This is a genomic window from Trabulsiella odontotermitis (genome assembly GCF_001188485.1).
Lineage (GTDB): Bacteria > Pseudomonadota > Gammaproteobacteria > Enterobacterales > Enterobacteriaceae > Trabulsiella > Trabulsiella odontotermitis_A.
The window spans coordinates 32,172-56,936 of the sequence record NZ_JNGH01000074.1 but is presented as its reverse complement, the minus strand read 5'-3'; the positions used below and the strand labels follow the sequence as shown (position 1 = coordinate 56,936).

General features: G+C 54.4%; 18 protein-coding genes and 4 pseudogenes. 14 read left to right on the top strand and 8 right to left on the bottom strand.

Annotation, left to right across the window (positions count from 1 at the left end; genetic code table 11):
- Positions 1-6: 6 nt before the first annotated feature.
- The 6 genes and pseudogenes from GM30_RS07930 to GM30_RS07905 form a co-directional block, all read right to left on the bottom strand.
- Positions 7-333: a cytochrome o ubiquinol oxidase subunit IV gene (locus tag GM30_RS07930; RefSeq protein WP_038155109.1), complete on the bottom strand. Its 327-nt coding sequence runs from the start codon at positions 331-333 to the stop codon at positions 7-9.
- Positions 333-947 carry a cytochrome o ubiquinol oxidase subunit III gene (locus GM30_RS07925; RefSeq protein ID WP_049848168.1) on the bottom strand — a complete coding sequence of 205 codons (615 nt, stop codon included), beginning with the start codon at positions 945-947 and terminating at the stop codon, positions 333-335. Before GM30_RS07925 ends, GM30_RS07930 begins: the two co-directional genes overlap by 1 nt.
- Positions 937-2,846 (bottom strand): annotated as a pseudogene (gene cyoB, locus GM30_RS07920) (cytochrome o ubiquinol oxidase subunit I). The gene GM30_RS07925 and the pseudogene cyoB overlap by 11 nt, the downstream one beginning before the upstream one ends.
- Positions 2,847-2,865: 19 nt before the next feature.
- Complete coding sequence (gene cyoA, locus GM30_RS07915) at positions 2,866-3,810, bottom strand: cytochrome o ubiquinol oxidase subunit II (RefSeq protein ID WP_049848167.1); 945 nt, start codon at positions 3,808-3,810, stop codon at positions 2,866-2,868.
- Positions 3,811-4,318: 508 nt separating this feature from the next.
- Positions 4,319-5,632 (bottom strand): annotated as a pseudogene (gene ampG, locus GM30_RS07910) (muropeptide MFS transporter AmpG); the annotation flags it as partial.
- A gap of 47 nt (positions 5,633-5,679) precedes the next feature.
- Positions 5,680-6,258: a lipoprotein gene (locus GM30_RS07905; RefSeq protein ID WP_049848166.1), complete on the bottom strand. Its 579-nt coding sequence runs from the start codon at positions 6,256-6,258 to the stop codon at positions 5,680-5,682.
- 305 nt (positions 6,259-6,563) lie between these two features.
- Between GM30_RS07905 and bolA the strand changes: the two genes are divergently transcribed.
- From bolA to GM30_RS07850, 11 genes and pseudogenes are all read left to right on the top strand, one after another.
- Complete coding sequence (gene bolA, locus GM30_RS07900) at positions 6,564-6,881, top strand: transcriptional regulator BolA (RefSeq protein WP_049848165.1); 318 nt, start codon at positions 6,564-6,566, stop codon at positions 6,879-6,881.
- A 328-nt stretch (positions 6,882-7,209) separates the two neighbouring features.
- Positions 7,210-8,508 (top strand): trigger factor, encoded by a 1,299-nt coding sequence (tig, locus tag GM30_RS07895; protein WP_049848164.1) that lies wholly within the window; start codon positions 7,210-7,212, stop codon positions 8,506-8,508.
- Between the two features lie 259 nt (positions 8,509-8,767).
- Positions 8,768-9,391: an ATP-dependent Clp endopeptidase proteolytic subunit ClpP gene (clpP, locus tag GM30_RS07890; RefSeq protein WP_038155095.1), complete on the top strand. Its 624-nt coding sequence runs from the start codon at positions 8,768-8,770 to the stop codon at positions 9,389-9,391.
- Positions 9,392-9,517: 126 nt separating this feature from the next.
- Entirely contained in the window at positions 9,518-10,792 is a 1,275-nt protein-coding gene (gene clpX, locus GM30_RS07885; RefSeq protein WP_049848163.1) for an ATP-dependent protease ATP-binding subunit ClpX, read from the top strand.
- Between the two features lie 185 nt (positions 10,793-10,977).
- Entirely contained in the window at positions 10,978-13,332 is a 2,355-nt protein-coding gene (gene lon / locus GM30_RS07880; protein WP_124965760.1) for an endopeptidase La, read from the top strand.
- A gap of 210 nt (positions 13,333-13,542) precedes the next feature.
- Complete coding sequence (gene hupB / locus GM30_RS07875) at positions 13,543-13,815, top strand: nucleoid-associated protein HU-beta (RefSeq protein WP_007373541.1); 273 nt, start codon at positions 13,543-13,545, stop codon at positions 13,813-13,815.
- A 201-nt stretch (positions 13,816-14,016) separates the two neighbouring features.
- A pseudogene (gene ppiD / locus GM30_RS07870) lies at positions 14,017-15,773 on the top strand (peptidylprolyl isomerase).
- 148 nt (positions 15,774-15,921) lie between these two features.
- Positions 15,922-16,293: a helix-hairpin-helix domain-containing protein gene (locus GM30_RS07865; protein ID WP_049848162.1), complete on the top strand. Its 372-nt coding sequence runs from the start codon at positions 15,922-15,924 to the stop codon at positions 16,291-16,293.
- A gap of 105 nt (positions 16,294-16,398) precedes the next feature.
- Positions 16,399-16,797 (top strand): YbgC/FadM family acyl-CoA thioesterase, encoded by a 399-nt coding sequence (locus GM30_RS07860; RefSeq protein ID WP_049848161.1) that lies wholly within the window; start codon positions 16,399-16,401, stop codon positions 16,795-16,797.
- Between the two features lie 48 nt (positions 16,798-16,845).
- Positions 16,846-17,193, top strand: coding sequence for a type II toxin-antitoxin system RelE/ParE family toxin (locus GM30_RS07855; RefSeq protein ID WP_049848191.1), 348 nt, complete (start codon positions 16,846-16,848; stop codon positions 17,191-17,193).
- Positions 17,186-17,506 (top strand): addiction module antidote protein, encoded by a 321-nt coding sequence (locus GM30_RS07850; RefSeq protein ID WP_049848160.1) that lies wholly within the window; start codon positions 17,186-17,188, stop codon positions 17,504-17,506. The genes GM30_RS07855 and GM30_RS07850 overlap by 8 nt, the downstream gene beginning before the upstream one ends.
- On the opposite strand, the gene queC is transcribed toward GM30_RS07850, so the two are convergent.
- Together queC and GM30_RS07840 are read right to left on the bottom strand one after the other, a co-directional pair.
- Entirely contained in the window at positions 17,507-18,202 is a 696-nt protein-coding gene (gene queC, locus GM30_RS07845) for a 7-cyano-7-deazaguanine synthase QueC (RefSeq protein WP_049848159.1), read from the bottom strand.
- A gap of 52 nt (positions 18,203-18,254) precedes the next feature.
- Positions 18,255-19,828: pseudogene (locus GM30_RS07840) on the bottom strand (SgrR family transcriptional regulator).
- A 121-nt stretch (positions 19,829-19,949) separates the two neighbouring features.
- Between GM30_RS07840 and cof the strand changes: the two are divergent.
- The 3 genes from cof (at position 19,950) to GM30_RS27835 (ending at position 24,703) form a co-directional block, all read left to right on the top strand.
- Positions 19,950-20,768 carry an HMP-PP phosphatase gene (gene cof / locus GM30_RS07835; protein WP_049848158.1) on the top strand — a complete coding sequence of 273 codons (819 nt, stop codon included), beginning with the start codon at positions 19,950-19,952 and terminating at the stop codon, positions 20,766-20,768.
- 164 nt (positions 20,769-20,932) lie between these two features.
- Positions 20,933-21,391 (top strand): Lrp/AsnC family transcriptional regulator, encoded by a 459-nt coding sequence (locus GM30_RS07830; RefSeq protein ID WP_049848157.1) that lies wholly within the window; start codon positions 20,933-20,935, stop codon positions 21,389-21,391.
- A gap of 45 nt (positions 21,392-21,436) precedes the next feature.
- The gene (locus tag GM30_RS27835) at positions 21,437-24,703 is read left to right on the top strand and encodes a SmdA family multidrug ABC transporter permease/ATP-binding protein (RefSeq protein WP_072094068.1); all 3,267 of its coding nucleotides are present in this window, start codon (positions 21,437-21,439) and stop codon (positions 24,701-24,703) included.
- Positions 24,704-24,765 lie beyond the last annotated feature (62 nt).

The window sequence follows — 24,765 nt, the reverse complement described above, 5'->3', positions numbered from 1 at the left end:
CCGCTCTTATCGAACCATCATGTTGTAGTTGAGGTTCCACATGATCCAGATTGAACCTATCACCACAATCGCAATGATCAGTATAGTGAAGACGAAGGCTGTCAGGTTCCATCCCTCATCTGACTTGCTGTTCATATGCAGGAAGCAAACCAGATGCACCAGAATCTGTACCACGGCGGTCACCAGAATGGTGCCAAGAATGACACCGTGGGACGCCGTACCGTTCATCACCATCCAGAACGGGATTACCGTCAGGATGATCGACAGGATAAATCCTGTCATGTAGGTTTTTACGCTACCGTGGGAAGCGCCGTGATCGGTTGCATGACTCATTACATCGCCCCCATCAGATAAACTACAGAGAACACACAGATCCACACCACATCCAGGAAGTGCCAGAACAGGCTCAGGCACATGATGCGGGTGCGGTTAGTGCTGGTCAGGCCGCGACGCGCGATCTGAATCATCAGCACCGCCATCCAGATAAGACCGGACGTTACGTGCAGACCGTGGGTGCCGACCAGCGCAAAGAACGCTGACAGGAAGCCGCTGCGATCCGGGCCCATGCCTTCAACGATCAGGTGATGGAATTCATAGATTTCCATCCCGATAAATCCGGCGCCGAACAGCCAGGTCAACACCAGCCAGGAGATGACCTGGCTCTTGTTGTTCTTATACATGGCGATCGCCGCCATGCCATAAGTGATGGAGCTGAACAGCAGCAGGGCGGTTTCAACCAGAACGAACGGCAGTTCGAAAATGTCCTTCCCTGTCGGGCCACCCGCGGTGCCGTTCACCAGAACGGCATAGGTCGCAAACAGGATGGAGAACAAAATACAGTCGCTCATCAGGTAGATCCAGAAGCCGAAAATCTTGGTCGGCCCTGAATCATGGTGCCCATGTTCGTGCGCGTGGGCGTGCGCGTTAGTCAGAGTATCAGTTGCCATTTTTCAGCCCTGCTTTAGTGATTTCATCGAAATGCTGGTTTTCCAGTTTTTCGATTTCCGCAACCGGTACGTAGTAATCCACGTCCTCGTCGAAGCTTTTCACAATCCAGGAGATGATGATGCCGGCAAAGCTTGCAATCGCCATCCACCAGATATGCCAGATCATGGCAAAGCCGAAGATAGTCGCGAAGGCGGCGATGATGATGCCTGCACCGCTGTTTTTCGGCATGTGAATTTCTTCATAGCCCGCAGGTTTCTTGTACGCTTCGCCTTTCTCTTTCATTTCCCAGAATGCATCGCGCTCATGAATGTGCGGGACGTGGGCAAAGTTGTAGAACGGCGCTGGAGAGGAGGTTGACCACTCCAGCGTACGACCGCCCCATGGGTCACCGGTCAGGTCACGGTTCTGATCGCGGTCGCGGACAGAAACGTAGATCTGAATCAGCTGGCACAGGATACCGCAGGCAATCAGCGCGGCGCCGCAAGCGGCAACCATCAGCATCGGGTGGAACTGCGGATCGATCTGCTGGCTCAGGCGACGGGTCATACCCATGAAGCCCAGCACGTACAGCGGCATAAATGCCACGAAGAAGCCAATGATCCAGAACCAGAATGCGCGTTTACCCCAGGTTTCGTTGAGCGTGAAACCAAAGGCTTTCGGCCACCAGTAGGTCATACCTGCGAAGCAACCGAACACCACGCCACCGATGATAACGTTGTGGAAGTGCGCGATCAGGAACAGGCTGTTATGCAGCACGAAGTCTGCGCCCGGTACCGCCAGCAGTACGCCAGTCATGCCACCCACAGAGAAGGTGACGATGAAGCCGATGGTCCACAGCATTGCTGAGTGGAATACGATACGACCCTGGTACATGGTGAACAGCCAGTTGAAGATCTTCACCCCGGTCGGGATGGCGATAATCATGGTGGCAATACCGAAGAAGGCGTTGACGTTCGCACCAGCACCCATCGTAAAGAAGTGGTGCAGCCAAACGATGAACGACAGGACGGTAATACAGATGGTTGCCCATACCAGCGAGGTNNAGAGGGCCGCCGCCACTTCAGAGAAGACCCCGAAGACCGGCAGAACCAGGATGTACACTTCCGGATGGCCCCAGGCCCAGATCAGGTTGATGTACATCATCATGTTGCCACCCATATCATTCGTGAAGAAATGGGTACCCAGATAGCGGTCCAGGGTCAGCAACGCGATGGTCACGGTCAGGATCGGGAAGGAGGCGATAATCAGCACGTTGGCACACAGTGATGCCCAGGTAAATACCGGCATCTTGAACATGCCCATACCCGGCGCGCGCATCTTGATGATCGTCGCGAAGAAGTTAATACCGGTCAGCGTCGTACCAATACCGGAGAGCTGCANNGGGCCAGCCAGCCGGTCTGCGCGAACTCACCCACGCCGAGAGACAGGTTAACCAGAATCACACCGACAACCGTGAACCAGAAGCTCAGGTTGTTCAGGAACGGGAATGCCACGTCGCGAGCGCCGATCTGCAGCGGAACCACCAGGTTCATCAGACCGATAACAAACGGCATCGCCACGAAGAAGATCATGATCACGCCGTGGGCGGTGAAGACCTGATCGTAGTGGTGAGGCGGCAGGAAGCCTGCTTCCCCGGCCGATGCCAGCGCTTGCTGACTACGCATCATGATAGCATCGGCAAAGCCACGCAGCAGCATGACGATGGCGACGATGACATACATAATGCCAAGTTTTTTGTGGTCGACAGAGGTCAGCCACTCGTTCCAGAGGTATGACCACTTACCGAAGTACGTGATCGCGGCGAGAACCGCCAGACCCCCGATGATAATCGCAGCCACCGTAACCATGATAATGGGTTCATGGTAGGGCACTGCATCCAGTGTCAATTTTCCGAACATCGTTTTCTTCCTCGGCCCCTTAGTGAGCGGTTTCCGCGTGGCTCATGTCCATGCCTTCCATCCCGTCGTGTGACGCGTGTTCACCGTCGGTTTGGCCCATGTGCATGTCGCCGTGAGCCATGAATTTGTTAATAACATCTTTAAACAAATCCGGCTTCACGCTGGAGAAGTATTCCACCTTGTTGTACTCGCTCGGTGCAGCCAGTTTCTCGTACGCCGCCATATCGCTGACGGTGTTCTGAGACTGCTTCACTTTTGCGACCCACTGATCGAAAGTGCCGCGATCCGGTGTAGCGATGGCTTTGAACTTCATACCTGAGAAGCCCGGACCACTGTAGCTGGCAGAGATACCGTCGTAGGTGCCTGTTTCATTCGCGATCAGGTGCAGGTTGGTCTGCATACCGGCCATCGCGTAAATCTGGCTACCCAGACGAGGGATGAAGAACGAGTTCATCACCGAGTTAGAGGTAACTTTGAACTGAACCGGAACGTTCGCCGGGAAGGCAATTTCGTTCACCGTTGCAATGCCCTGCTCCGGATAAATGAAGAACCATTTCCAGTCCATGGACACCACTTCGATGGTGATCGGTTGTTCGTCGTGCGCCAGCGGTTTGCTGGGTTCAAGCGAGTGCGTGGTTTTCCAGGTGAGTACGGCCAGGAACAGGATGATCAGAATTGGCACTGTCCAGACCACAGCTTCCACTTTATTGGAGTGTGACCAGTTAGGGCTATACTTCGCATCTTTATTGCTTGCACGGTACTTCCAGGCAAAACCTACAGCCATCAAGATGGCGGGAATAACGACAATTAACATCAGGCCGAATGCCGTCAGTATCAGTGAGCGTTGCTCCAGTCCAATCTGTCCTTTGGGGTCAAGAAGTGCAGAATCACAGCCACTGAGTAAAAAAGTGCCTGCGATTAATGACAACCATCCCAAACTTTTATTGTATTTCCTGAGTCTCATGTAACGACCTCAATTCCACAGGATCTGGTGGCGTTTAAAGTGTGTGGGCATTTTACGGGAAGGTTACATTACTGTAAACATGATTGGAGTAGTGTCTGTTCCGTGTTACCGGGTTCTGCCGCTCATGTCACATATGTTACCCAATATGTCTAATTTTCAACCAGAAGCCGCGTAGCGCAAGCGTTATAACGAAAGGGGAAGTAATAAATTCTCAACGTGGTCAATTGGTATAACTATTGCCTGAAATATACAAATAATTAACAATTGAGCAGCAAATAATAGACATCGTAAAGGCGGGAAAATAAAAGCCGGGCAGCTGAATCGTTAAGGAAATAAGGCGGAGCCGAAAATTGCCAATAATTTCCAAATTCTAAAGCGCACAAATTAACAAGTCATAATTATGCACGTCATTCACCGTTATAATTACTGTATGTAATTACAACGGCAAATAACAATACGGGATTTTTATGCGAATCGCGTCCTTCGCAACGCAAGAAAATCCAGCANCCAGCATCAACAGCCACAGTGCCAGCAGCAGACAGCCCAGCAACAGCATATACAGCGCGAACTGATAGCCGCCGTTGAACTGGCTGCGTGGCATAAAATGTTCCGTCTGTTGGGTGTATTCCAGCGTCCGACGGCACACCAGCAGCAGGAGAATCCCCGGTACGGCCGCCGCCACAGAAAAGAGATAGAACGTCGACCAGCCGTGCGCTTCCACAAACCAACCCGCGATAGGGCCGACATAGACGCGTCCGACGGCGGAAATAGCAGACAACAGCGCAAATTGTGTGGCAGAGAAGGACTTGTTGCACAGCGTCATCAGCAGGGCGACAAACGCGGAAGTCCCCATACCGCCGCACAGGTTTTCAAAAAAGACGGCANCAGCCACAGACACCAGCCAGTAACCGGCGTTGGACGCGCCCTGCAAAATGCCGAAAATAAGCAGTGCGCGGAACAGCGTCAGTCGCTGCATCAGCACTCCGCCATACAACGCGCCAATAATGGTGGCAAACAGCCCCAGCGTTTTGTTAACCACCCCAACTTCCCCGGCGTCAAATCCGACGCCGCGGATCAGAAACGTGGTGGTGAGGCTCATGGCGAACGCATCACCGAGCTTATACATCACAATCAGCAGCAGGATGATCCACGCATTGTTGCGGCCAAAAAAATCGCGCAGTGGGGCGACGACTGCCTGTTCGAGCGTTTTGGGCACCGGGATCACATCGCTCGGTTCCGGCGCGAGCATCGTGGCGATAATGCACGGGATCAGCAACGCTGCCATCAGCCAGTACATTCCCTGCCAGCCAAGCCATTTGTCCGCCAGCCAGAGTGCCAGACCGCCAGACATCAACATGCCGAGACGATAACCCAGCACGCTGATAGCCGCACCCGTACCACGCTCTTCCGGCGGCAACACGTCGGTTTTCCATGCGTCAAAAACGATATCCTGCGAGGCGGAGCAGAAGGCGATCACCACGGCCAGCGCCGCCATCCAGCGCAACTGAGAGGTCGGCTCGAGAAAACCCATCGCGGCGATAGCGATAAGCAGTAAGACCTGCGTGGTGAATAACCAGCCCCGTCGGCGGCCAAAAAACGGCGGGGTATAGCGATCCATCACCGGCGACCACAGAAATTTAAACACGTACGCCTGTCCGACAAGTGAAAAGAAGCCGATGGTTTTAAGATCGATATTTTCCACCGTCATCCATGCCTGCAGGGTGCCGGATGTGAGCGCCAGCGGCAGCCCGGAAGCAAAGCCGAGGATCAGCAGAATGGCTGATTTAGGCTGCTGAAAGATGCGTAAGTATTGACTGGTCATGAGTCCTGACTGCTGACCCGGCAGGGCACCGGGTCAGCCTGCGGCGATTAACGGGCGTTTTGCTTGATGAAGTCGTGGATGCTGGTGTCTTGAGCCATATCGGCGATGGTGTCAGTCAGCACGCTATTCACCGCATTAGCGATATTCTGGTTGGTTGCCGTAAAGGCGCCTTCCACCGTGTAGCTGGCACGATAGTTTTTCGTCATTTTATTGCCGTTTTTCGCAGTCGCGATGATAGCAACATCGGCTTTCGTGGCGATGGTATAGCGTACGTTACCCTGAGAAACATCGGCGTACAGCTGGTTCACGATGATCTGCAGGTCAACCGCACCGCTTGGGCCAACCATATAACCGCGTGCGGTCATCTGTTTCTCCAGCACTTCCTGCAGCAGGAAGCGCAGGTCGCGGGAGGCGGTGAGGGTCACCAGCTGGTTGTCGCGGGTCACTTTCGCCAGCGCCTGATCCTGACGCTGATCGGCACCGTTAATGCTAACGGTGACGCCCATCAGGCTCGGGTCCTGTTGCGGCAGGGCAATTTTCGGCGATACGTCGATGGTGGTCGGCGGTGTGGCGCAACCCGCCAGCATAAACAGGGCCACCAACGGGAAAAGGATTTTTTTCAACATGATGTCAGGCTCTCAACGCTTTGGTTAAGTAAAAGAAAAATTCTCGCCATCATAACATCGCCAACGGTAAGGGGAAGTGGCTACGCGTGTAAATTCATCGTGATGTGCTTTTTCTGACCGCTTCTTTACCGTTTCGCAGGCAGTATGGCAGCGAAACGTTGGTATGAAAGAGTAAAACTCATCCGTTTGGATGAGGATATCGGACGAAAGCTAAATATTTGTTGTCTTGATGTAATGGAAACGGTAAAAGCGGCTAATATTTAAAGAGATGGGCGGCATCTCAGCGTTGTCGAAGGAGTAATGTCATGATGATACGCGAACAAATCGAAGCAAAATTAAGTGCAGCGTTTAAACCCGTATTACTGGAAGTGGTTGACGAAAGCTATCGTCACAATGTCCCGGCAGGATCGGAAAGCCACTTTAAAGTGGTGCTGGTCAGCGACTGCTTTGCTGGCGAACGTTTTCTCAATCGTCACCGCATGATCTATGGCGCGCTGGCTGATGAACTTGCATCTACAGTTCATGCTCTGGCGTTACATACCTACACCATTAAGGAGTGGGAAGGGCTACAGGATACGGTATTTGCCTCTCCGGCGTGCCGCGGTGCAGGAAGCATCGCCTGACAAAACGCATTGCAACGGGCGGAAGTTTTCCAGTATGTTGCGTAAAGATTATGATAAAACGGCCTTCTGGCCGTTTTATTTTGCCTGAAAAATGCACAGTACAGACCGTTTTCAGACAAAAAATCGCCGGGAATTGTGAAAAAAGCCGCATCAACATGCAACCACCGTTCTCGACTCACCCCTTTGATGCCGCTATAATGCTGCGTCTTATTTTTCGGAATGTCTTCGGGATGATTCTGGCGACAGGGACGATGATTTACCTTCATCCCGGTACTGCGCAGGCAAATTCAGAGTTGACCGAGCACTGTGATTTTTTTGAGGTAACAAGATGCAAGTTTCAGTTGAAACCACTCAGGGCCTTGGCCGCCGTGTAACGATTACTATCGCTGCTGACAGCATCGAAAACGCTGTAAAAAGCGAGCTGGTCAACGTTGCGAAAAAAGTACGCATCGACGGCTTCCGTAAGGGTAAAGTACCGATGAATGTTGTTGCTCAGCGTTATGGCGCCTCTGTTCGCCAGGACGTGCTGGGTGACCTGATGAGCCGCAACTTCGTTGAGGCGATCATCAAAGAAAAAATCAATCCGGCTGGCGCACCGAACTACGTTCCGGGCGAATACAAACTGGGTGAAGACTTCACCTACGCCGTTGAGTTTGAAGTGTATCCGGACGTTGAACTGAAAGGTCTGGAAACCATCGAAGTTGAAAAACCGCTGGTAGAAGTGACCGACGCTGACGTTGACACCATGCTCGACACCCTGCGCAAGCAGCAGGCGACCTGGAAAGACAAAGAAGGCGCTGTTGACGCTGAAGATCGCGTCACCATCGATTTTACCGGTTCTGTTGACGGCGAAGAGTTCGAAGGCGGTAAAGCGACTGATTTCGTACTGGCAATGGGCCAGGGCCGCATGATCCCGGGCTTTGAAGACGGTATCAAAGGTCACAAAGCGGGTGAAGAGTTCACCATCGATGTGACCTTCCCGGAAGAGTACCACGCTGAAAACCTGAAAGGTAAAGCGGCGAAATTCGTTATCAATCTGAAGAAAGTCGAAGAGCGTGAACTGCCAGAACTGACGGCTGATTTCATCAAACGCTTCGGTGTTGAAGACGGTTCCGTTGACGGTCTGCGCGCTGAAGTGCGTAAAAACATGGAACGCGAACTGAAAGGCGCTGTGCGTAACCGCGTGAAGTCTCAGGCTATCGACGGTCTGGTGAACGCGAACAACATCGACGTTCCGGCTGCTCTGATCGACAGCGAAATCGACGTTCTGCGTCGTCAGGCTGCACAGCGTTTCGGTGGCAACGAGAAACAGGCTCTGGAACTGCCGCGTGAACTGTTCGAAGAGCAGGCAAAACGCCGCGTGGTTGTTGGCCTGCTGCTGGGTGAAGTGATTCGCACCAACGAGCTGAAAGCTGACGAAGAACGCGTTAAAGGCCTGATCGAAGAGATGGCGTCTGCTTACGAAGATCCGACTGAAGTCATTGAGTTCTACAGCAAAAACAAAGAACTGATGGACAACATGCGCAACGTGGCTCTGGAAGAACAGGCGGTTGAGACTGTTCTGAATAAAGCGAAAGTGACTGAAAAAGCCACTTCCTTTAACGAACTGATGAACCAGCAAGCGTAATATCGCTCGACTGGGACACCGTTTGTACAAAAACCCGTTGCCCTCTGGTGACGGGTTTTTTTGTCATTGCAATTTGTTGTGCAGGAGTGCCAAATCCACGTTTCGGTGTTAGCGTAACAACAAAAGATTGTTATGCTTGAAATAGCGCGTTGCCGTACCCATAACCATCAATACGGCAATAAGTGACTGGCTGATGTTCCGTCGACAAGGTTACAATCAGTACAGCAGGTATTTATCCATATTTATCCAGGAGACGGAAATGTCATACAGTGGCGAACGAGATAACTTTGCACCCCATATGGCCCTGGTGCCGATGGTCATTGAACAGACCTCACGTGGTGAGCGCTCATTTGATATCTATTCCCGTCTGCTCAAGGAACGCGTCATCTTTCTGACAGGCCAGGTCGAAGACCATATGGCGAACCTGATCGTGGCGCAGATGCTCTTTCTGGAAGCGGAAAACCCGGAAAAAGACATTTATCTGTATATTAACTCACCGGGCGGCGTGATCACCGCAGGGATGTCCATTTATGACACCATGCAGTTCATCAAGCCGGACGTCAGCACCATTTGTATGGGGCAGGCCGCTTCCATGGGCGCCTTCCTGTTGACCGCGGGCGCGAAAGGTAAACGTTTCTGCCTGCCGAACTCCCGTGTGATGATTCACCAGCCGCTGGGCGGCTACCAGGGTCAGGCGACGGATATCGAAATCCACGCCAAAGAGATCCTGAAAGTTAAAGCGCGCATGAATGAACTCATGGCGCACCATACGGGTCAATCCCTTGAGCAGATTGAGCGTGACACCGAGCGCGATCGTTTCCTGACCTCAGGAGAAGCGGTTGAGTACGGTTTAGTCGACTCCATTTTGACCCATCGTAACTAATGCCTGGCGCGTGCGTGCCGCTATACTATGTATGGACGGCACACTGCTTGCGAAGCGGCATGCGCTTGATTATGGCATTTGCGTCGTCATGTGCGGCACAAAGAACTTAAGAAGAGGTTTGGACTCATGACAGATAAACGCAAAGATGGATCGGGCAAATTGTTGTACTGCTCTTTTTGCGGCAAAAGCCAGCATGAAGTGCGTAAACTGATTGCCGGGCCGTCCGTGTATATCTGCGACGAATGTGTCGATTTATGTAACGACATCATTCGCGAAGAGATTAAAGAGGTAGCGCCGCATCGTGAACGCAGTGCTCTGCCGACGCCACACGAAATTCGCCATCACCTGGATGACTATGTCATCGGTCAGGAACAGGCGAAAAAAGTGCTGGCGGTGGCGGTGTACAACCATTACAAGCGTCTGCGTAACGGCGATTCCAGTAACGGCGTTGAGCTCGGCAAAAGTAACATTCTGCTGATTGGCCCGACCGGTTCCGGTAAAACCCTGCTGGCGGAAACGCTGGCGCGTCTGCTGGACGTTCCGTTCACCATGGCGGATGCGACCACGCTGACCGAAGCGGGCTACGTCGGTGAAGACGTCGAAAACATCATTCAGAAACTGCTGCAGAAATGCGACTATGACGTGCAGAAAGCGCAGCGCGGCATCGTTTACATCGATGAGATCGACAAAATTTCTCGTAAATCGGATAACCCGTCGATTACCCGCGATGTTTCCGGCGAAGGCGTGCAGCAGGCGCTGCTCAAACTTATCGAAGGTACCGTGGCGGCCGTACCGCCGCAGGGCGGACGCAAACATCCGCAGCAGGAGTTTTTGCAGGTTGATACCTCCAAAATCCTGTTTATCTGCGGTGGTGCATTTGCGGGCCTCGACAAAGTGATCGCGAACCGCGTAGAAACCGGCACCGGTATTGGTTTTGGCGCGACGGTGAAAGCGAAGTCTGAGAAGGCCAACGAAGGCGAGCTGCTGACCCAGGTTGAACCAGAAGATTTGATCAAATTTGGTCTGATCCCTGAATTCATCGGTCGTCTGCCGGTTGTCGCGACGCTGAAAGAGCTGAGCGAAGAAGCGCTGATTCAGATCCTGAAAGAGCCGAAAAACGCCCTGACCAAACAGTATCAGGCGCTGTTCAACCTCGAAGGCGTGGATCTCGAATTCCGTGACGAAGCGCTGGATGCGATTGCCCGTAAAGCCATGGCACGTAAAACCGGTGCGCGTGGACTGCGTTCTATCGTGGAAGCGGCACTGCTCGACACGATGTACGACCTGCCGTCGATGGAAGATGTCGAAAAAGTGGTTATCGACGAGTCGGTTATCGAAGGTCAGAGCGAACCGCTGCTGATCTACGGCTCCTCAGAAACCCAGCAGGCGTCTGGCGAATAATTAGCCAAATTTGTCAATCAGTTAAGCGAAAAGGGGGGATTTTATCTCCCCTTTTATTTTTCCTGCATTCCCGGCGTTGAATGTGTGGGAAACATCCCCATATACTGGAATACATGTTAAACGGTGGCATGGGATTTGATCATGCCATCGGCTACCTGGCGGACACTAAACTAAGAGAGAGCTCTATGAATCCTGAGCGTTCTGAACGCATTGAAATCCCCGTATTGCCGTTGCGCGATGTGGTGGTTTATCCGCACATGGTCATTCCCTTATTTGTAGGGCGGGAAAAATCTATCCGTTGTCTGGAAGCTGCCATGGATCATGATAAAAAAATCATGCTGGTGGCTCAGAAAGAAGCGTCAACGGATGAGCCGGGTGTAAACGATCTTTTCACCGTCGGGACCGTGGCCTCTATTCTGCAGATGCTGAAGCTGCCTGACGGTACCGTCAAAGTGCTGGTCGAAGGCCTGCAGCGTGCGCGTATTACCACGCTTTCCGATGATGGCGAACATTTCTCATCCAAAGCGGAATACCTTGAATCGCCGGCGATTGATGAGCGCGAACAGGAAGTGCTGGTGCGCACAGCGATCAGCCAGTTCGAAGGCTACATCAAGCTGAACAAAAAGATCCCACCGGAAGTGCTGACGTCGCTGAACAGCATCGACGATCCGGCGCGTCTGGCAGACACCATCGCGGCACACATGCCGCTGAAGCTTGCTGACAAGCAATCGGTTCTCGAGATGTCCGACATCAACGAACGTCTGGAATACCTGATGGCGATGATGGAATCGGAAATCGATCTGTTGCAGGTTGAGAAACGCATTCGTAATCGCGTCAAAAAGCAGATGGAAAAATCCCAGCGCGAGTACTATCTGAACGAGCAAATGAAAGCTATTCAGAAAGAACTCGGCGAAATGGATGATGCCCCGGACGAAAACGAAGCGCTGAAGCGTAAGATCGACGCGGCGAAAATGCCGAAAGAGGCTAAAGAAAAAGCGGAAGCTGAGCTGCAGAAGCTGAAAATGATGTCTCCAATGTCGGCGGAAGCGACCGTGGTGCGCGGTTACATCGACTGGATGGTTCAGGTGCCGTGGAACGCACGCAGCAAGGTCAAAAAAGACCTTCGCCAGGCGCAGGAAATCCTTGATACCGATCATTATGGCCTCGAGCGCGTCAAAGACCGCATCCTTGAATACCTTGCGGTACAGAGCCGTGTTAACAAAATCAAGGGGCCGATTTTGTGTCTGGTGGGACCGCCGGGGGTGGGTAAAACCTCTCTGGGTCAGTCCATCGCCAAAGCGACCGGCCGTAAATACATCCGCATGGCGCTGGGTGGGGTACGTGACGAAGCGGAAATTCGCGGTCACCGCCGTACCTACATTGGCTCAATGCCGGGCAAACTGATCCAGAAAATGGCGAAAGTGGGCGTTAAAAACCCGCTGTTTCTGCTTGATGAGATCGACAAAATGTCGTCTGACATGCGCGGCGACCCGGCTTCAGCACTGCTGGAAGTGCTGGATCCTGAGCAGAACGTGGCGTTCAGCGATCACTATCTGGAAGTGGACTACGACCTCAGCGACGTGATGTTTGTCGCCACGTCGAACTCCATGAACATTCCGGCGCCGCTGCTGGACCGTATGGAAGTGATCCGCCTTTCCGGTTACACGGAAGACGAAAAACTGAACATCGCCAGACGCCACCTGCTGGCCAAGCAGATCGAGCGTAACGCGCTGAAAGAAGGCGAAATAACCGTCGATGACAGCGCCATTGTGGGCATTATTCGTTACTACACCCGTGAAGCAGGCGTGCGTAGCCTCGAGCGTGAAATCTCCAAACTGTGCCGTAAAGCGGTTAAACAGCTGCTGTTGGATAAAACCCTCAAGCACATCGAGATTAACGGCGACAACCTGCACGAGTTCCTGGGCGTACAGCGCTATGACTATGGCCGTGCGGACAGCGAAAACCGTGTCGGTCAGGTAACCGGGCTGGCGTGGACGGAAGTGGGCGGTGACCTGCTGACCATCGAAACCGCCTGCGTGCCGGGTAAAGGTAAGCTGACCTACACCGGTTCACTGGGTGAAGTGATGCAGGAATCCATCCAGGCCGCGCTGACTGTGGTGCGCGCACGGGCGGAGAAACTGGGCATCAACGGTGATTTCTACGAAAAACGCGACATTCACGTGCACGTTCCGGAAGGGGCAACGCCAAAAGACGGGCCGAGCGCCGGTATCGCGATGTGCACCGCACTGGTGTCCTGCCTGACGGGCAACCCGGTGCGTGCGGATGTCGCAATGACCGGTGAGATCACCCTCCGTGGTCAGGTGCTGCCCATCGGTGGTCTGAAGGAAAAACTGCTGGCGGCACATCGCGGCGGGATTAAGACAGTTCTGATTCCTGACGAGAACAAACGCGATCTGGAAGAGATTCCGGAGAACGTTATCGCCGATCTGGACATTCATCCGGTGAAGCGTATCGAGGAAGTTCTGGCCCTCGCCCTGCAGAATGAGCCCTTCGGAATGCAGGTTGTGACCGCAAAATAGTGACCGCGCGCAAAGAGCGCTAATAAAATAGAGGCTGGTGAGTCATTTCGTACTTGCCAGCCTTTTTTTGTATAGCTAATTTAGATTGCGAGTCGGGTATGTCATCATTTACGGGTGTTGTAAGGTTATGACACACCTGATATAACTGCTGCGCGGTCGCACTATGAAGGATTCAGGTGCGATATAAATTATAAAGAGAGGAAGAAAACAGTGAATAAATCTCAACTGATTGACAAAATTGCTGCGGGTGCGGACATTTCTAAAGCTGCAGCTGGACGTGCATTAGATGCGCTGATCGCTTCTGTTACTGAATCTCTGAAATCTGGGGATGACGTTGCACTGGTTGGCTTTGGTACTTTTGCTGTTAAAGAGCGTGCTGCCCGTACTGGTCGCAACCCGCAAACAGGTAAAGAAATCACCATTGCTGCCGCTAAAGTGCCTGGTTTCCGTGCAGGTAAAGCACTGAAAGACGCAGTAAACTGATCGATTCCCGAAAAGGGAAGTGACTAAGTACAAGGGCGCATCGCTGGATGTGCCTTTTTTTATCCCATTTCTGCGAGAATTGCGCGTAGTGGGCTGACAACAGACCCGTTTTCTTGTCAAAATACGGCCTCACGCGCAGCGGTCATGACGTGCTATGCTGCGCGAGGTCTACAGTCACCTACAGCGGAGCGTTGTTACACCATGATGGACAACTTACGCACGGCAGCTAACAGCATCGTGCTCAAGATTATTTTCGGTATCATTATTGTGTCGTTCATTTTGACCGGCGTCAGTAGCTACCTGATTGGCGGTAACAATACTTATGCCGCGAAAGTGAATGGTCAGGAAATTGGCCGTCCGCAGTTTGAAAATGCCGTTGCCAGCGAACGTAACCGTATGCAGCAGCAGCTGGGTGACAGATTCTCCGAACTGGCCAGCAACGAAAACTACATGAAATCGATGCGTCAGCAGGTGTTGAACCGCCTGATTGACGAGTCGCTGCTTGACCAGTATGCCAAAGAGCTCGGTCTGAACATCAGCGACGCGCAGGTGAAGAAGGCCATTTTCAGCACTCAGGCGTTCCAGTCCGACGGTAAATTCGACAATGCCCGTTTCAACGGCATTGTGAACCAGATGGGCATGACTGCCGATCAATACGCCCAGGCGCTGCGGAATCAGCTCGTCACACAACAGCTTATTAACGCCGTTGCCGGTACTGACTTCATGCTGCCAGGCGAGACCGATGAGCTGGCGGCGCTGGTTTCTCAGCAGCGCGTCGTGCGCGAAGCCACCATTGACGTTAACGCGCTGGCGGCAAAACAGCAGGTCAGCGACCAGGAAATCAACGCGTACTACGAGCAAAACAAAGGCAACTTCATGTCGCCGGAACAGTTCCGTGTCAGCTACATCAAAATGGATGCGGCTGACATGCAGGAGAGCGCGTCTGACACTGAAATCCAGTCTTATTACGATCAGCACAAAGATCAGTTCACACAGCCGCAGCGTAGCCGCTACAGCGTGATTCAGACCAAAACCGAAGCCGATGCGAAAGCGGCGCTGGATGCGCTGAACAACGGCGCGGATTTCGCCACTGTGGCGAAAGAAAAATCGACCGATATTATCTCTGCCCGTAACGGCGGCGACATGGGCTGGCTGGAAGAATCCACCACCCCGGACGAACTGAAAAACGCAGGCCTGAAAGAGAAAGGCCAGCTGTCGGGCGTGATCGCGTCTTCTGTGGGTTTCCTGGTTGCACGTCTGGATGACGTTCAGCCTGCACAGGTGAAACCGCTGAGCGACGTGCGCGACGACATCGCGGCGAAAGTGAAGCAGGAAAAAGCGCTGGATGCTTACTACGCGCTGCAGCAGAAAGTGAGCGACGCGGCCAGCAATGATAATGAATCTCTGGCAGGCGCTGCGCAGGTTTCGGGACAGAAAGTGATGGAGACCGACTGGTTTACCCAGAACAATCTGCCGGAAGCACTCAATTTCAAACCGGTTTCTGACGCCATCTTCAATGGCGGTCTGGTGGGCGAAAACGGTACGCCGGGCAGCAACTCCGACATCATCACGGTTGATGGCGATCGCGCGTTCGTGCTGCGCATCAGCGAGCATAAAGCGGAAGCGGTTAAGCCGCTGAGCGACGTCAAAGCGCAGGTGGCTGATATCGTGAAGCACACCAAAGCAGAGCAGCAGGCGAAGCTGGATGCGNNCCTTTCCCCCTGCCGCTGCCGCAGAAAGATAAGCCGAGCTACGGTATGGGTACCGATCTGCAGGGCAACGTCGTGCTGCTGGCGCTGGATGAAGTGAAAGCGGGTGCTATGCCGGAAGAGCAGAAGAAAGCAATGGTCCAGGGTATCACGCAGAATAACGCCCAGATCGCTTTCGAAGCGCTGATGAGCAACCTGCGTAAATCTGCCAAAATTAAGCTTGGCGACGTCGTCGAACAGCAGCAGTAAGCGGAATCCGCTTCGCAAAAATAAGTAACCCGATGTAATGCCTAAAGGCCGCTTTCGCGGCCTTTTCCATTTCTGTTATTTGCCTTTTGTTCTGTTTTTTCCTTCCCGCTATCGTGGCCTCGCTGTCAACAAACAAGGAGAAAACAGCATGAAACGTGGAATCAAAACCCTCATCATCACCGCCAGTCTCGTTTTTGCCGGTATGAGTCATAGCGCGCTGGCTGCGAGCACAACGGCGAAACCACAGGCGGCGCAAACGCAGACTGAAGCGCAAACGGCGCAGGTCAAAAAAGCGGATGCCCTGAAACCTGCCGATGAGGAAGGCACCAAAGTCAGCATCAATACCGCCTCGGCGGAAGAACTGGCGCGAGTGATGAATGGCGTGGGGATGAAAAAAGCACAGGCCATTGTCAGTTTCCGTGAGGAGTACGGCCCGTTTAAAACGCTTGACGATCTTCGCCAGGTGCCGGGAATGGGGAGTTCATTGGTTGAGCGTAACCTGGCGCATCTGATGCTCTGATCCTGACGGAAGTTGCAGAGTGGCTTTTTTTTGCCAGACTAGAGAGGTCATACCAGTGGTGTGACCTCTGATTCTATTAAACATAAAAAATAAGGCTATTGCGCTATGCAGACTCAAATCAAAGTTCGTGGATACCATCTCGACGTTTATCAGCATGTGAACAACGCCCGCTATCTGGAGTTTCTCGAAGAGGCGCGCTGGGACGGGCTGGAAAACAGTGCCGGTTTCCAGTGGATGACCGCCCATAACATCGCGTTCGTGGTGGTGAATATCAATATCAACTACCGACGTCCGGCGGTGCTGGGCGATCTTCTCACGGTGACCAGTGCCGTGCGGCAACTTAACGGAAAAAGCGGGGTGCTGAGCCAGGTCGTGACGCTGGAGCCAGAAGGGGAGGTGGTGGCAGACGCCTTGATTACGTTTGTCTGTATCGATCTGAAAACGCAAAAGGCGCTGGCACTGGAAGGCGAACTGCGTACGCATCTGGAGCAGATGGTAGCATGATTAATTTGTCTTCTATAAAAGACAAATGATATTTTTAGGGATAGAATGATGAACAGGGAATACGTTATTGAACGGTATCGCACTCCTGACGGGGGCATACCGTTTACAGAATGGATTGATAACCTGAAGCGCCGGGATTTGCATACGGCCTTCAGGATCCTGGTGCGCATTGACCGGGCCGAAAAAGGCAACTTTGGCGATTACAAATACCTCCGCGATGGCGTATGGGAAATGCGGATCGACTGTGGTCCCGGCTATCGACTCTATTTTGCCTTCGAGAATAAGCGGATTGTGCTTCTGCTTATTGCCGGAGACAAACGTTCCCAGAAAGCTGACATCAATAAAGCAGTGAGTTACTGGAAAACTCATCAGGCAAAGGAGTTCGCGAATGGATAGCAAGAAACGCTCAGTTAGCCATCATGACGCCGTCGTTCAGATGTTGCGTGAAAACCCCGATGAAGCGCAGCTCTATCTACAGGTCGCCCTGGAGGAGATCCACGAAGAGCAGGGCATCGGTGCTTTTCTTATCGCCTTAAGACGGATTATTGAAGCGCGTGGCGGTATTGGAGAAATTGCGGCGAAATCGGGGCTGTCTCGCCAGCAGCTTTATAAAACGCTTTCTGAGGAAGGTAATCCAACCCTGACAACCTTAATGAAAATTACGCGTGCTGCCGGTGTTAAGCTGGTCGACAACACACGTAAAGGCTGATTACTTCAACCCGGTCTTCGCTTTCATCGCGGCCATCACGGCAGGCTTGTCGCTCAGATAATGCTGCAGGCCGTTGGCACGGAGGTTACAGGCCGCGCAGTGTCCGCAACCGTCGCCTTTGATGCCGTTGTAGCAAGTGAGCGTTTCGCTGCGGACCAGATCCAGTTTTCCCCAGTAATCTGCCAGCGCCCAGGTTTCGGCTTTATCTATCCACATCAGCGGCGTTTCAAAGCGGATATCTTTTGCCATGCCCAGATTCACCGCATGGTTCAGCGCCCGGACGAATTCGTCGCGGCAGTCCGGGTAGCCGGAAAAATCGGTTTCGCAGACGCCAGTAATCACCGCCTCGGCTTTGACCTGATACGCATAAATCGCCGCCAGGGTGAGGAACAGAATATTGCGGCCCGGTACAAAGGTATTCGGAATGCCATCGGCGTCCGGTTCGTAATCCGGCACCGGAATGCTGTCGCGAGTCAGGCTGCTGACGGCCAGTTCATTGAGTAGCGTCGTATCCAGCACTTTATGCGCCCGCGCACCCAGTTTCAGCGCTAAGTCGCGTGCGACGTCAATTTCGGCGCGATGGCGCTGACCATAATCGAACGTGACGCAATGAACTTCGTCATACTGGTGCAACGCCTGTACCAGGCAGGTGGTGGAATCTTGTCCTCCGCTAAAGACAACAACAGCGCGTTTCATAGCAATTCCTGACAGTCAAAAAATGAGGGGGCTATGGTAGCGCCAGAATGCGTCAGCGACCAGCTTCTTCACCAGAAGAGGCTGGAAGCCAGGCTTCGGTGAAATCAAACCAGCCACGCGGCGTGAGGCGAATGCCGTTCACGCCCGGCGGGGCGCTGATGCGATAGTGATAGTTAAAGAGCGGCGTCAGCGTCGCACTGTCCATCAGAGTGCTGACAACGCCGAGCAATGCTTTTGCGCGTGAAGCGTCGTCCCGTTGGCGCTGTACCGCATCCAGCGTGGCCTGCAAGTGGGCGAATTGCGGGTGCGTCAGCACATTCAGCCAGAGCGGATCGCAGCGCATCCATTGCTCCAGTGTATATTCGGGTGTCTCACCAATCAGCCTGTCCCCCATCATCAGATCGGCGGAGGCCAGCGCCGGGCAACCGTCCCAGGTTTTGGCATCATGAAAAATGACCGTCAGCTGACAGCCCCGCACGGCCAGCGCCTGACGAAGCTGTTCTGCCATTGTATGAAGCTCAACCGGCAGATGGTAAATCAACGTTAAGGTGGCTGGCAGCGCCGCCTGTTCATCCTCGGCCCACTGCGGGATCGGCCATCCGGGCAGCAGTTCGTCACAGGGGGTGATCAGGTTTTCATCAAGCGGCAGCGTCTGCAGAAGCGTGGTGCGGTGGATCAGCGCAATCACCCGCTGCGCCTGCACCTGTGTGAGCCGTTCGCTCTGGCGGAGCGCCAGATAGCAAAAACCGAGGCTGATGCTGTTGCTGACCAGTCGCAGTTGATCCTGTTCTTCGGGCTTGCCGATGGCGATTTCGATCGGATGACGGCAACTGGATCCCATATCTTTATCGAACAGTTGCGGCGTGATCCAGTATTCAANNCCCGCCCCGCCAGCCAGTAATCGGGATGGTGCAGGGTAAACGTCAGGCATTGCGCATGAGTGATTTCGATCGTTTTGACGCTGGCGAACAGTTCGCGCATCCGCGGCAGCGTCAGCAGCATCATCAGGCGTTGCTGAAGCTGCGTAGTTTCCACTACATCGCCGTTATGCCAGTGCAGCGTTGAGCGAATATAAAAATGCCAGCGCAGGCCGTCATCGCTGGCCTCCCAGTGGTGCGCCAGGTCGCCGACTGGCCGAGGCGAATCCAGCGAAAAACGCGTTAAACCGGAAAAGATCTGTCCGACCAGATGCTGCTCCGCGCGCCCGGGCAGAAAACCAGGCTGTAGCGGATCGAGCGGGCGATAGTAGGGAATACGCAGCGTTGGTGAATTGTTCTGCCACTGACCACCGAGAAACGGGTGCAGCAGCGCCCGAAGCTCCACCGGCGCCAGTTGCGCCAGCTCCAGCGCGTTCTGCTGCTGCCCCTCGCGGAGCGCCTGTTCCATCATCTGGTTGCGCAGGGCGTCGGGCGTGGTCAGAAAACGCAGCGTGCCGCGCTTACCGCGTCCGGACTGCGCCTGCCACTCCAGCCAGCCGGCGTCCTGCGCCTGGCGCAGCAGCGTTCTGACGTGTCGCTCGCTGCAATAACAGCGTTCGGCAAGCTCCGCCACCGTGACCTGCTGCGGCGCGCCCTGGCCTGGCTGCCACAGACGCTGGAACTGATTGAGTCGGTTTAACACTCGCATGAAATATCAGCCTCGTCCGGTGAAACAGAAACCCGGAACAATAAATATGAACTATTCACTATTACTTCCGTATATCCCGGATGATACTACAGCGCAATCGCTTACACTCCGGGGAACGATCATGGCAAGACTGGCTGCATTCGATATGGACGGTACGCTGTTGATGCCGAATCACCTATTGGGTGATGAGACGCTGTCAACGCTGAAACGTCTGCGTGAGCGTGATATCACGCTGGCGTTTGCCACTGGTCGTCATGTGCTCGAAATGCGTCATCTGATGGGGCGCTTTGCGCTGGACGCGTTTCTGATCACTGGCAATGGCACGCGCATCCATTCTGTGGAGGGCGATGTGCTGCATCGTAGCGATCTGGACCCCGAGGTCGCGCACCGCGTTCTGCATACTGTCTGGGATACCCAGGCCAGCATTCACGCCTTCAATGACAGCGGCTGGCTGACGGATAAAGCGATCCCTGAACTGCTCCACGCTCATGTTTACAGCGGTTTCCATTATCAGTTGTGCGATCTCAAAGCGCTTTCTGCCAGCGATGTCACCAAGATCTGTTTCTGTGGCGATCATGACGATCTGGTCCGGTTGCAGGTACAACTGAGCGAAGCGTTAGGCGAGCGCGCGAACCTTTGCTTCTCGGCGGTAGATTGCCTGGAAGTGTTACCGGTGGGCTGCAACAAAGGCACGGCGCTGTCGGTGCTGAGCGGACATCTCGGCATGACGATGCAGGACTGCATGGCCTTTGGCGACGCGATGAACGACCGCGAAATGCTTGGTCTGGTCGGGCGCGGCGTGATTATGGGCAACGCAATGGCGCAACTGAAAGCGGCGCTGCCCCATTTACCGGTTATCGGACACTGCCAGAATCAGGCGGTTTCCCATTTTTTGACGCATTGGCTGGACACACCACATCTTCCTTATTCCCCCGAATGACGAGATCCCTTCCAGCAAGCCGGTTATCCTGTGATATCCGGCTTTTTTTATGACGTTCCCCCCCGTTCCCACTTATCATTTTGTGCCTGGCGTCTGGAAAAAATTGTGGCTAACTGGCCTTTGAAATAGAATTAAAGGAGAAAATCTTTCTCCTGAGGTGGGCTGTGTTAGATAAAATTGACCGAAAGCTGCTTTCTCTGGTGCAGGCAGACTGCACCCTCTCTTTGCAGGAGCTGGCCGATGCCGTTAATCTGACCACCACACCCTGCTGGAAGCGCCTCAAACGCCTCGAAGATGACGGTATTTTGCTCGGGCGGGTCGCATTGCTGGATGCCGAAAAACTGGGGCTGGGCCTGACCGCCTTTGTGCTGATCAAAACGCAGCACCACAGCAGCGACTGGTATTGTCGTTTTGTCACCGAAGTCTCGCAAATGCCGGAAGTCCTGGGCTTCTGGCGCATGGCAGGGGAATACGATTACCTGATGCGCGTGCAGGTAGCAGACATGAAACGCTATGACGACTTTTATAAACGGCTGGTGAACAATGTGCCTGGCTTATCGGATGTCACCTCCAGTTTTGCCATGGAACAGATAAAATTCACCACGGCGTTACCTATTGAATAACTCTCCCGGTTTTGGACCGGTCAATTACGTTCAGGATCACACCGTTTGCGTTTATTTGCTCAACTCAGCTGGTATTTCCGTCGGGAGTGGCGACGCTACCTCGGGGCAGTATCACTGCTTATTATCATCGCCTTTTTACAGCTTATCCCGCCGAAAGTGGTCGGGATTATTGTAGACGGCGTTACCGTACACCATTACACCACCGATCGCGTGTTGATGTGGATTGGCACGATGCTGCTGATCGCCGTGGTGGTATATCTGCTGCGCTACGTCTGGCGCGTGTTGCTTTTTGGTGCCTCTTATCAACTGGCTGTCGAATTGCGGGAAGATTTCTACCGCCAGCTCAGCCGTCAGCACCCGGAATTTTACCTTCGTCATCGTACCGGCGACTTAATGGCGCGTGCGACGAACGATGTTGACCGCGTGGTGTTCGCCGCCGGGGAAGGCGTGCTGACGCTGGTGGACTCGATGGTGACCGGCCTGGCGGTGCTGATCGTGATGTCGACGCAAATCAGCTGGCAGTTAACGCTGCTGGCGCTGGTACCAATGCCGATCATGGCGCTGGTGATCAAGCGTTACGGCGACATGCTGCATGAGCGTTTCAAGCTGGCACAAGCGGCGTTCTCCAGCCTCAACGATCGCACCCAGGAGAGCATGACCAGTATCCGCATGATCAAAGCCTTTGGTCTGGAAGATCGCCAGTCAGGGTTGTTTGCCGCCGATGCGGCGGATACCGGTGTGAAAAACATGCGCGTGGCCCGCGTCGATGCCCGTTTTGATCCGACGATTTATATCGCCATCGGCATGGCAAACCTGCTGGCTATCGGCGGCGGTAGCTGGATGGTAACACAGGGCTCGATTACGCTCGGTCAGCTCACCAGCTTTATGATGTACCTCGGGCTGATGATCTGGCCGATGCTGGCGCTGGCGTGGATGTTTAACATCGTCGAGCGTGGCAGCGCGGCGTACAGCCGTATTCGCGCGATGCTCGCTGAAGCGCCAGTGGTAAACGATGGCGAAGCGTCCATTCCTGCCGGGCGCGGCACACTGGCGGTGGCTATCCGCGAATTTCATTATCCGCATACCGACGCCGCGACGCTGGATAAAGTCAATTTCACGCTGCAACCCGGGCAGATGCTCGGTATCTGCGGCCCGACCGGCGCGGGCAAATCTACCGTACTGTCGCTGATTCAGCGCCATTTTGATGTGGCACAGGGCGATATCCGCTATCACGACATTCCTTTACCGCGCCTGAAGCTGGACAACTGGCGCAGCCGCCTCGCCGTGGTGAGCCAGACCCCGTTCCTGTTTTCCGATACCGTGGCGAGCAATATTGCGCTGGGGAAACCCGGCGCAACGCAGCAGGAAGTCGAGCACGCGGCCCGGCTGGCGAGCGTTCATGACGATATCCTGCGTCTGCCGCAGGGGTATGACACCGAAGTAGGCGAGCGCGGCGTGATGCTTTCCGGCGGGCAAAAGCAGCGCATCTCAATTGCCCGTGCGCTGTTGCTGGAAGCGGAAATTTTGATCCTCGACGATGCGCTGTCGGCGGTGGATGGCCGCACGGAGCATCAGATCCTGCGTAACCTGCGCCAGTGGGGCGAGGGACGCACGGTGATTATCAGTGCGCACCGGCTGTCGGCGCTGACCGACGCCAGTGAAATTATCGTCATGCAGCACGGGCATATCGCCCAGCGCGGGCGACACGAACAGCTGGCAGCGCAGTCAGGCTGGTATCGCGATATGTACCGCTATCAGCAGCTGGAAGCGGCGCTCAACGATGCACCCGCTGAGGGCGTTGTGCAGCAGTTGCGCATCGACGTAATGGACGCTGCGCTGCGTCAGCCGCTGAGCGCCTTCGATACCCAACCGGTGGGCGAAATTATCTCCCGCGTCACCAACGACACCGAAGTGATCCGCGATCTCTACGTCACGGTCGTGGCGACGGTGCTGCGCAGCGCCGCGCTGATTGGCGCGATGCTGGTGGCGATGTTCAGCCTCGACTGGCGCATGGCGCTGGTGGCGATCGGCATCTTCCCGGCAGTGATTGTGGTGATGCTGATCTATCAGCGCTACAGCACGCCGATTGTGCGCCGCGTCCGCGCCTATCTGGCGGATATCAACGACGGTTTCAACGAAGTTATCAACGGCATGAGCGTCATTCAGCAGTTCCGTCAGCAGGCGCGTTTCGGTGAACGCATGAGCGAGTCGAGCCGCTCGCACTATGCCGCACGGATGCAGACGTTGCGCCTTGACGGTTTCTTGCTGCGTCCGCTGCTGAGTCTGTTTTCCGCCATGGTGCTGTGCGGTTTGCTGCTGCTGTTTGGTTTCACCTCCGTTGGGACGATTGAAGTGGGCGTGCTGTATGCGTTTATCAGCTATCTGGGGCGTCTGAACGAGCCGCTGATTGNNCGGAGGGAGCCGCTGATTGAACTCACCACTCAGCAGTCAATGATGCAGCAGGCGGTAGTGGCGGGCGAACGTGTGTTTGAGATGATGGACCGACCGCGCCAGAGCTATGGCCGCGACAGCGCGCCATTACAGAGCGGCGCCGTGGTGTTTGATAACGTCTCCTTTGCCTATCGCGACGATCGCCTGGTGCTGCAGGATATCAACCTCACTATTGCGCCACGCAGCTTTGTGGCGCTGGTGGGGCATACTGGCAGCGGTAAAAGCACGCTGGCCAGTTTGCTGATGGGCTATTACCCGCTGACCGAGGGCGAGATCCGCCTCGACGGGCGTCCGCTCTCCACACTGAGTCATTCCGCGCTGCGGCAGGGCGTTGCGATGGTGCAACAGGATCCGGTGGTGATGGCCGACTCGTTCTTCGCCAACGTCACGCTGGGACGCGACATCAGCGAAGCGAGTGTCTGGCAGGCGCTGGAAACGGTACAACTGGCAGAACTGGCACGCAGCATGCCCGAAGGCATTTACACGCGTCTCGGCGAGCAGGGGAATAATCTCTCGGTCGGGCAGAAGCAGTTGCTGGCGCTGGCGCGGGTGCTGGTTGAAACCCCGCAGGTACTGATCCTCGACGAGGCGACCGCCAACATTGACTCCGGAACCGAACGCGCCATTCAACAGGCACTGGTCGCCGTGCGTGAGCATACGACGCTGATCGTCATCGCCCACCGTCTCTCCACCATCGTCGAGGCAGACACCATTATGGTGCTGCATCGCGGTCAGGCGGTGGAGCAAGGGACGCACCAGCAACTGCTGGAAACGAAAGGCCGTTACTGGCAGATGTATCAGTTGCAACTGGCGGGTGAAGAGCTGGCCGCCAGCGCCCACGAAGAGTCGCTTATCGCCTGATGCACCAGGAACAGGCAATCTGTTAAACATTCAACGCACCTGCACTATCATGGTGCGTTTTT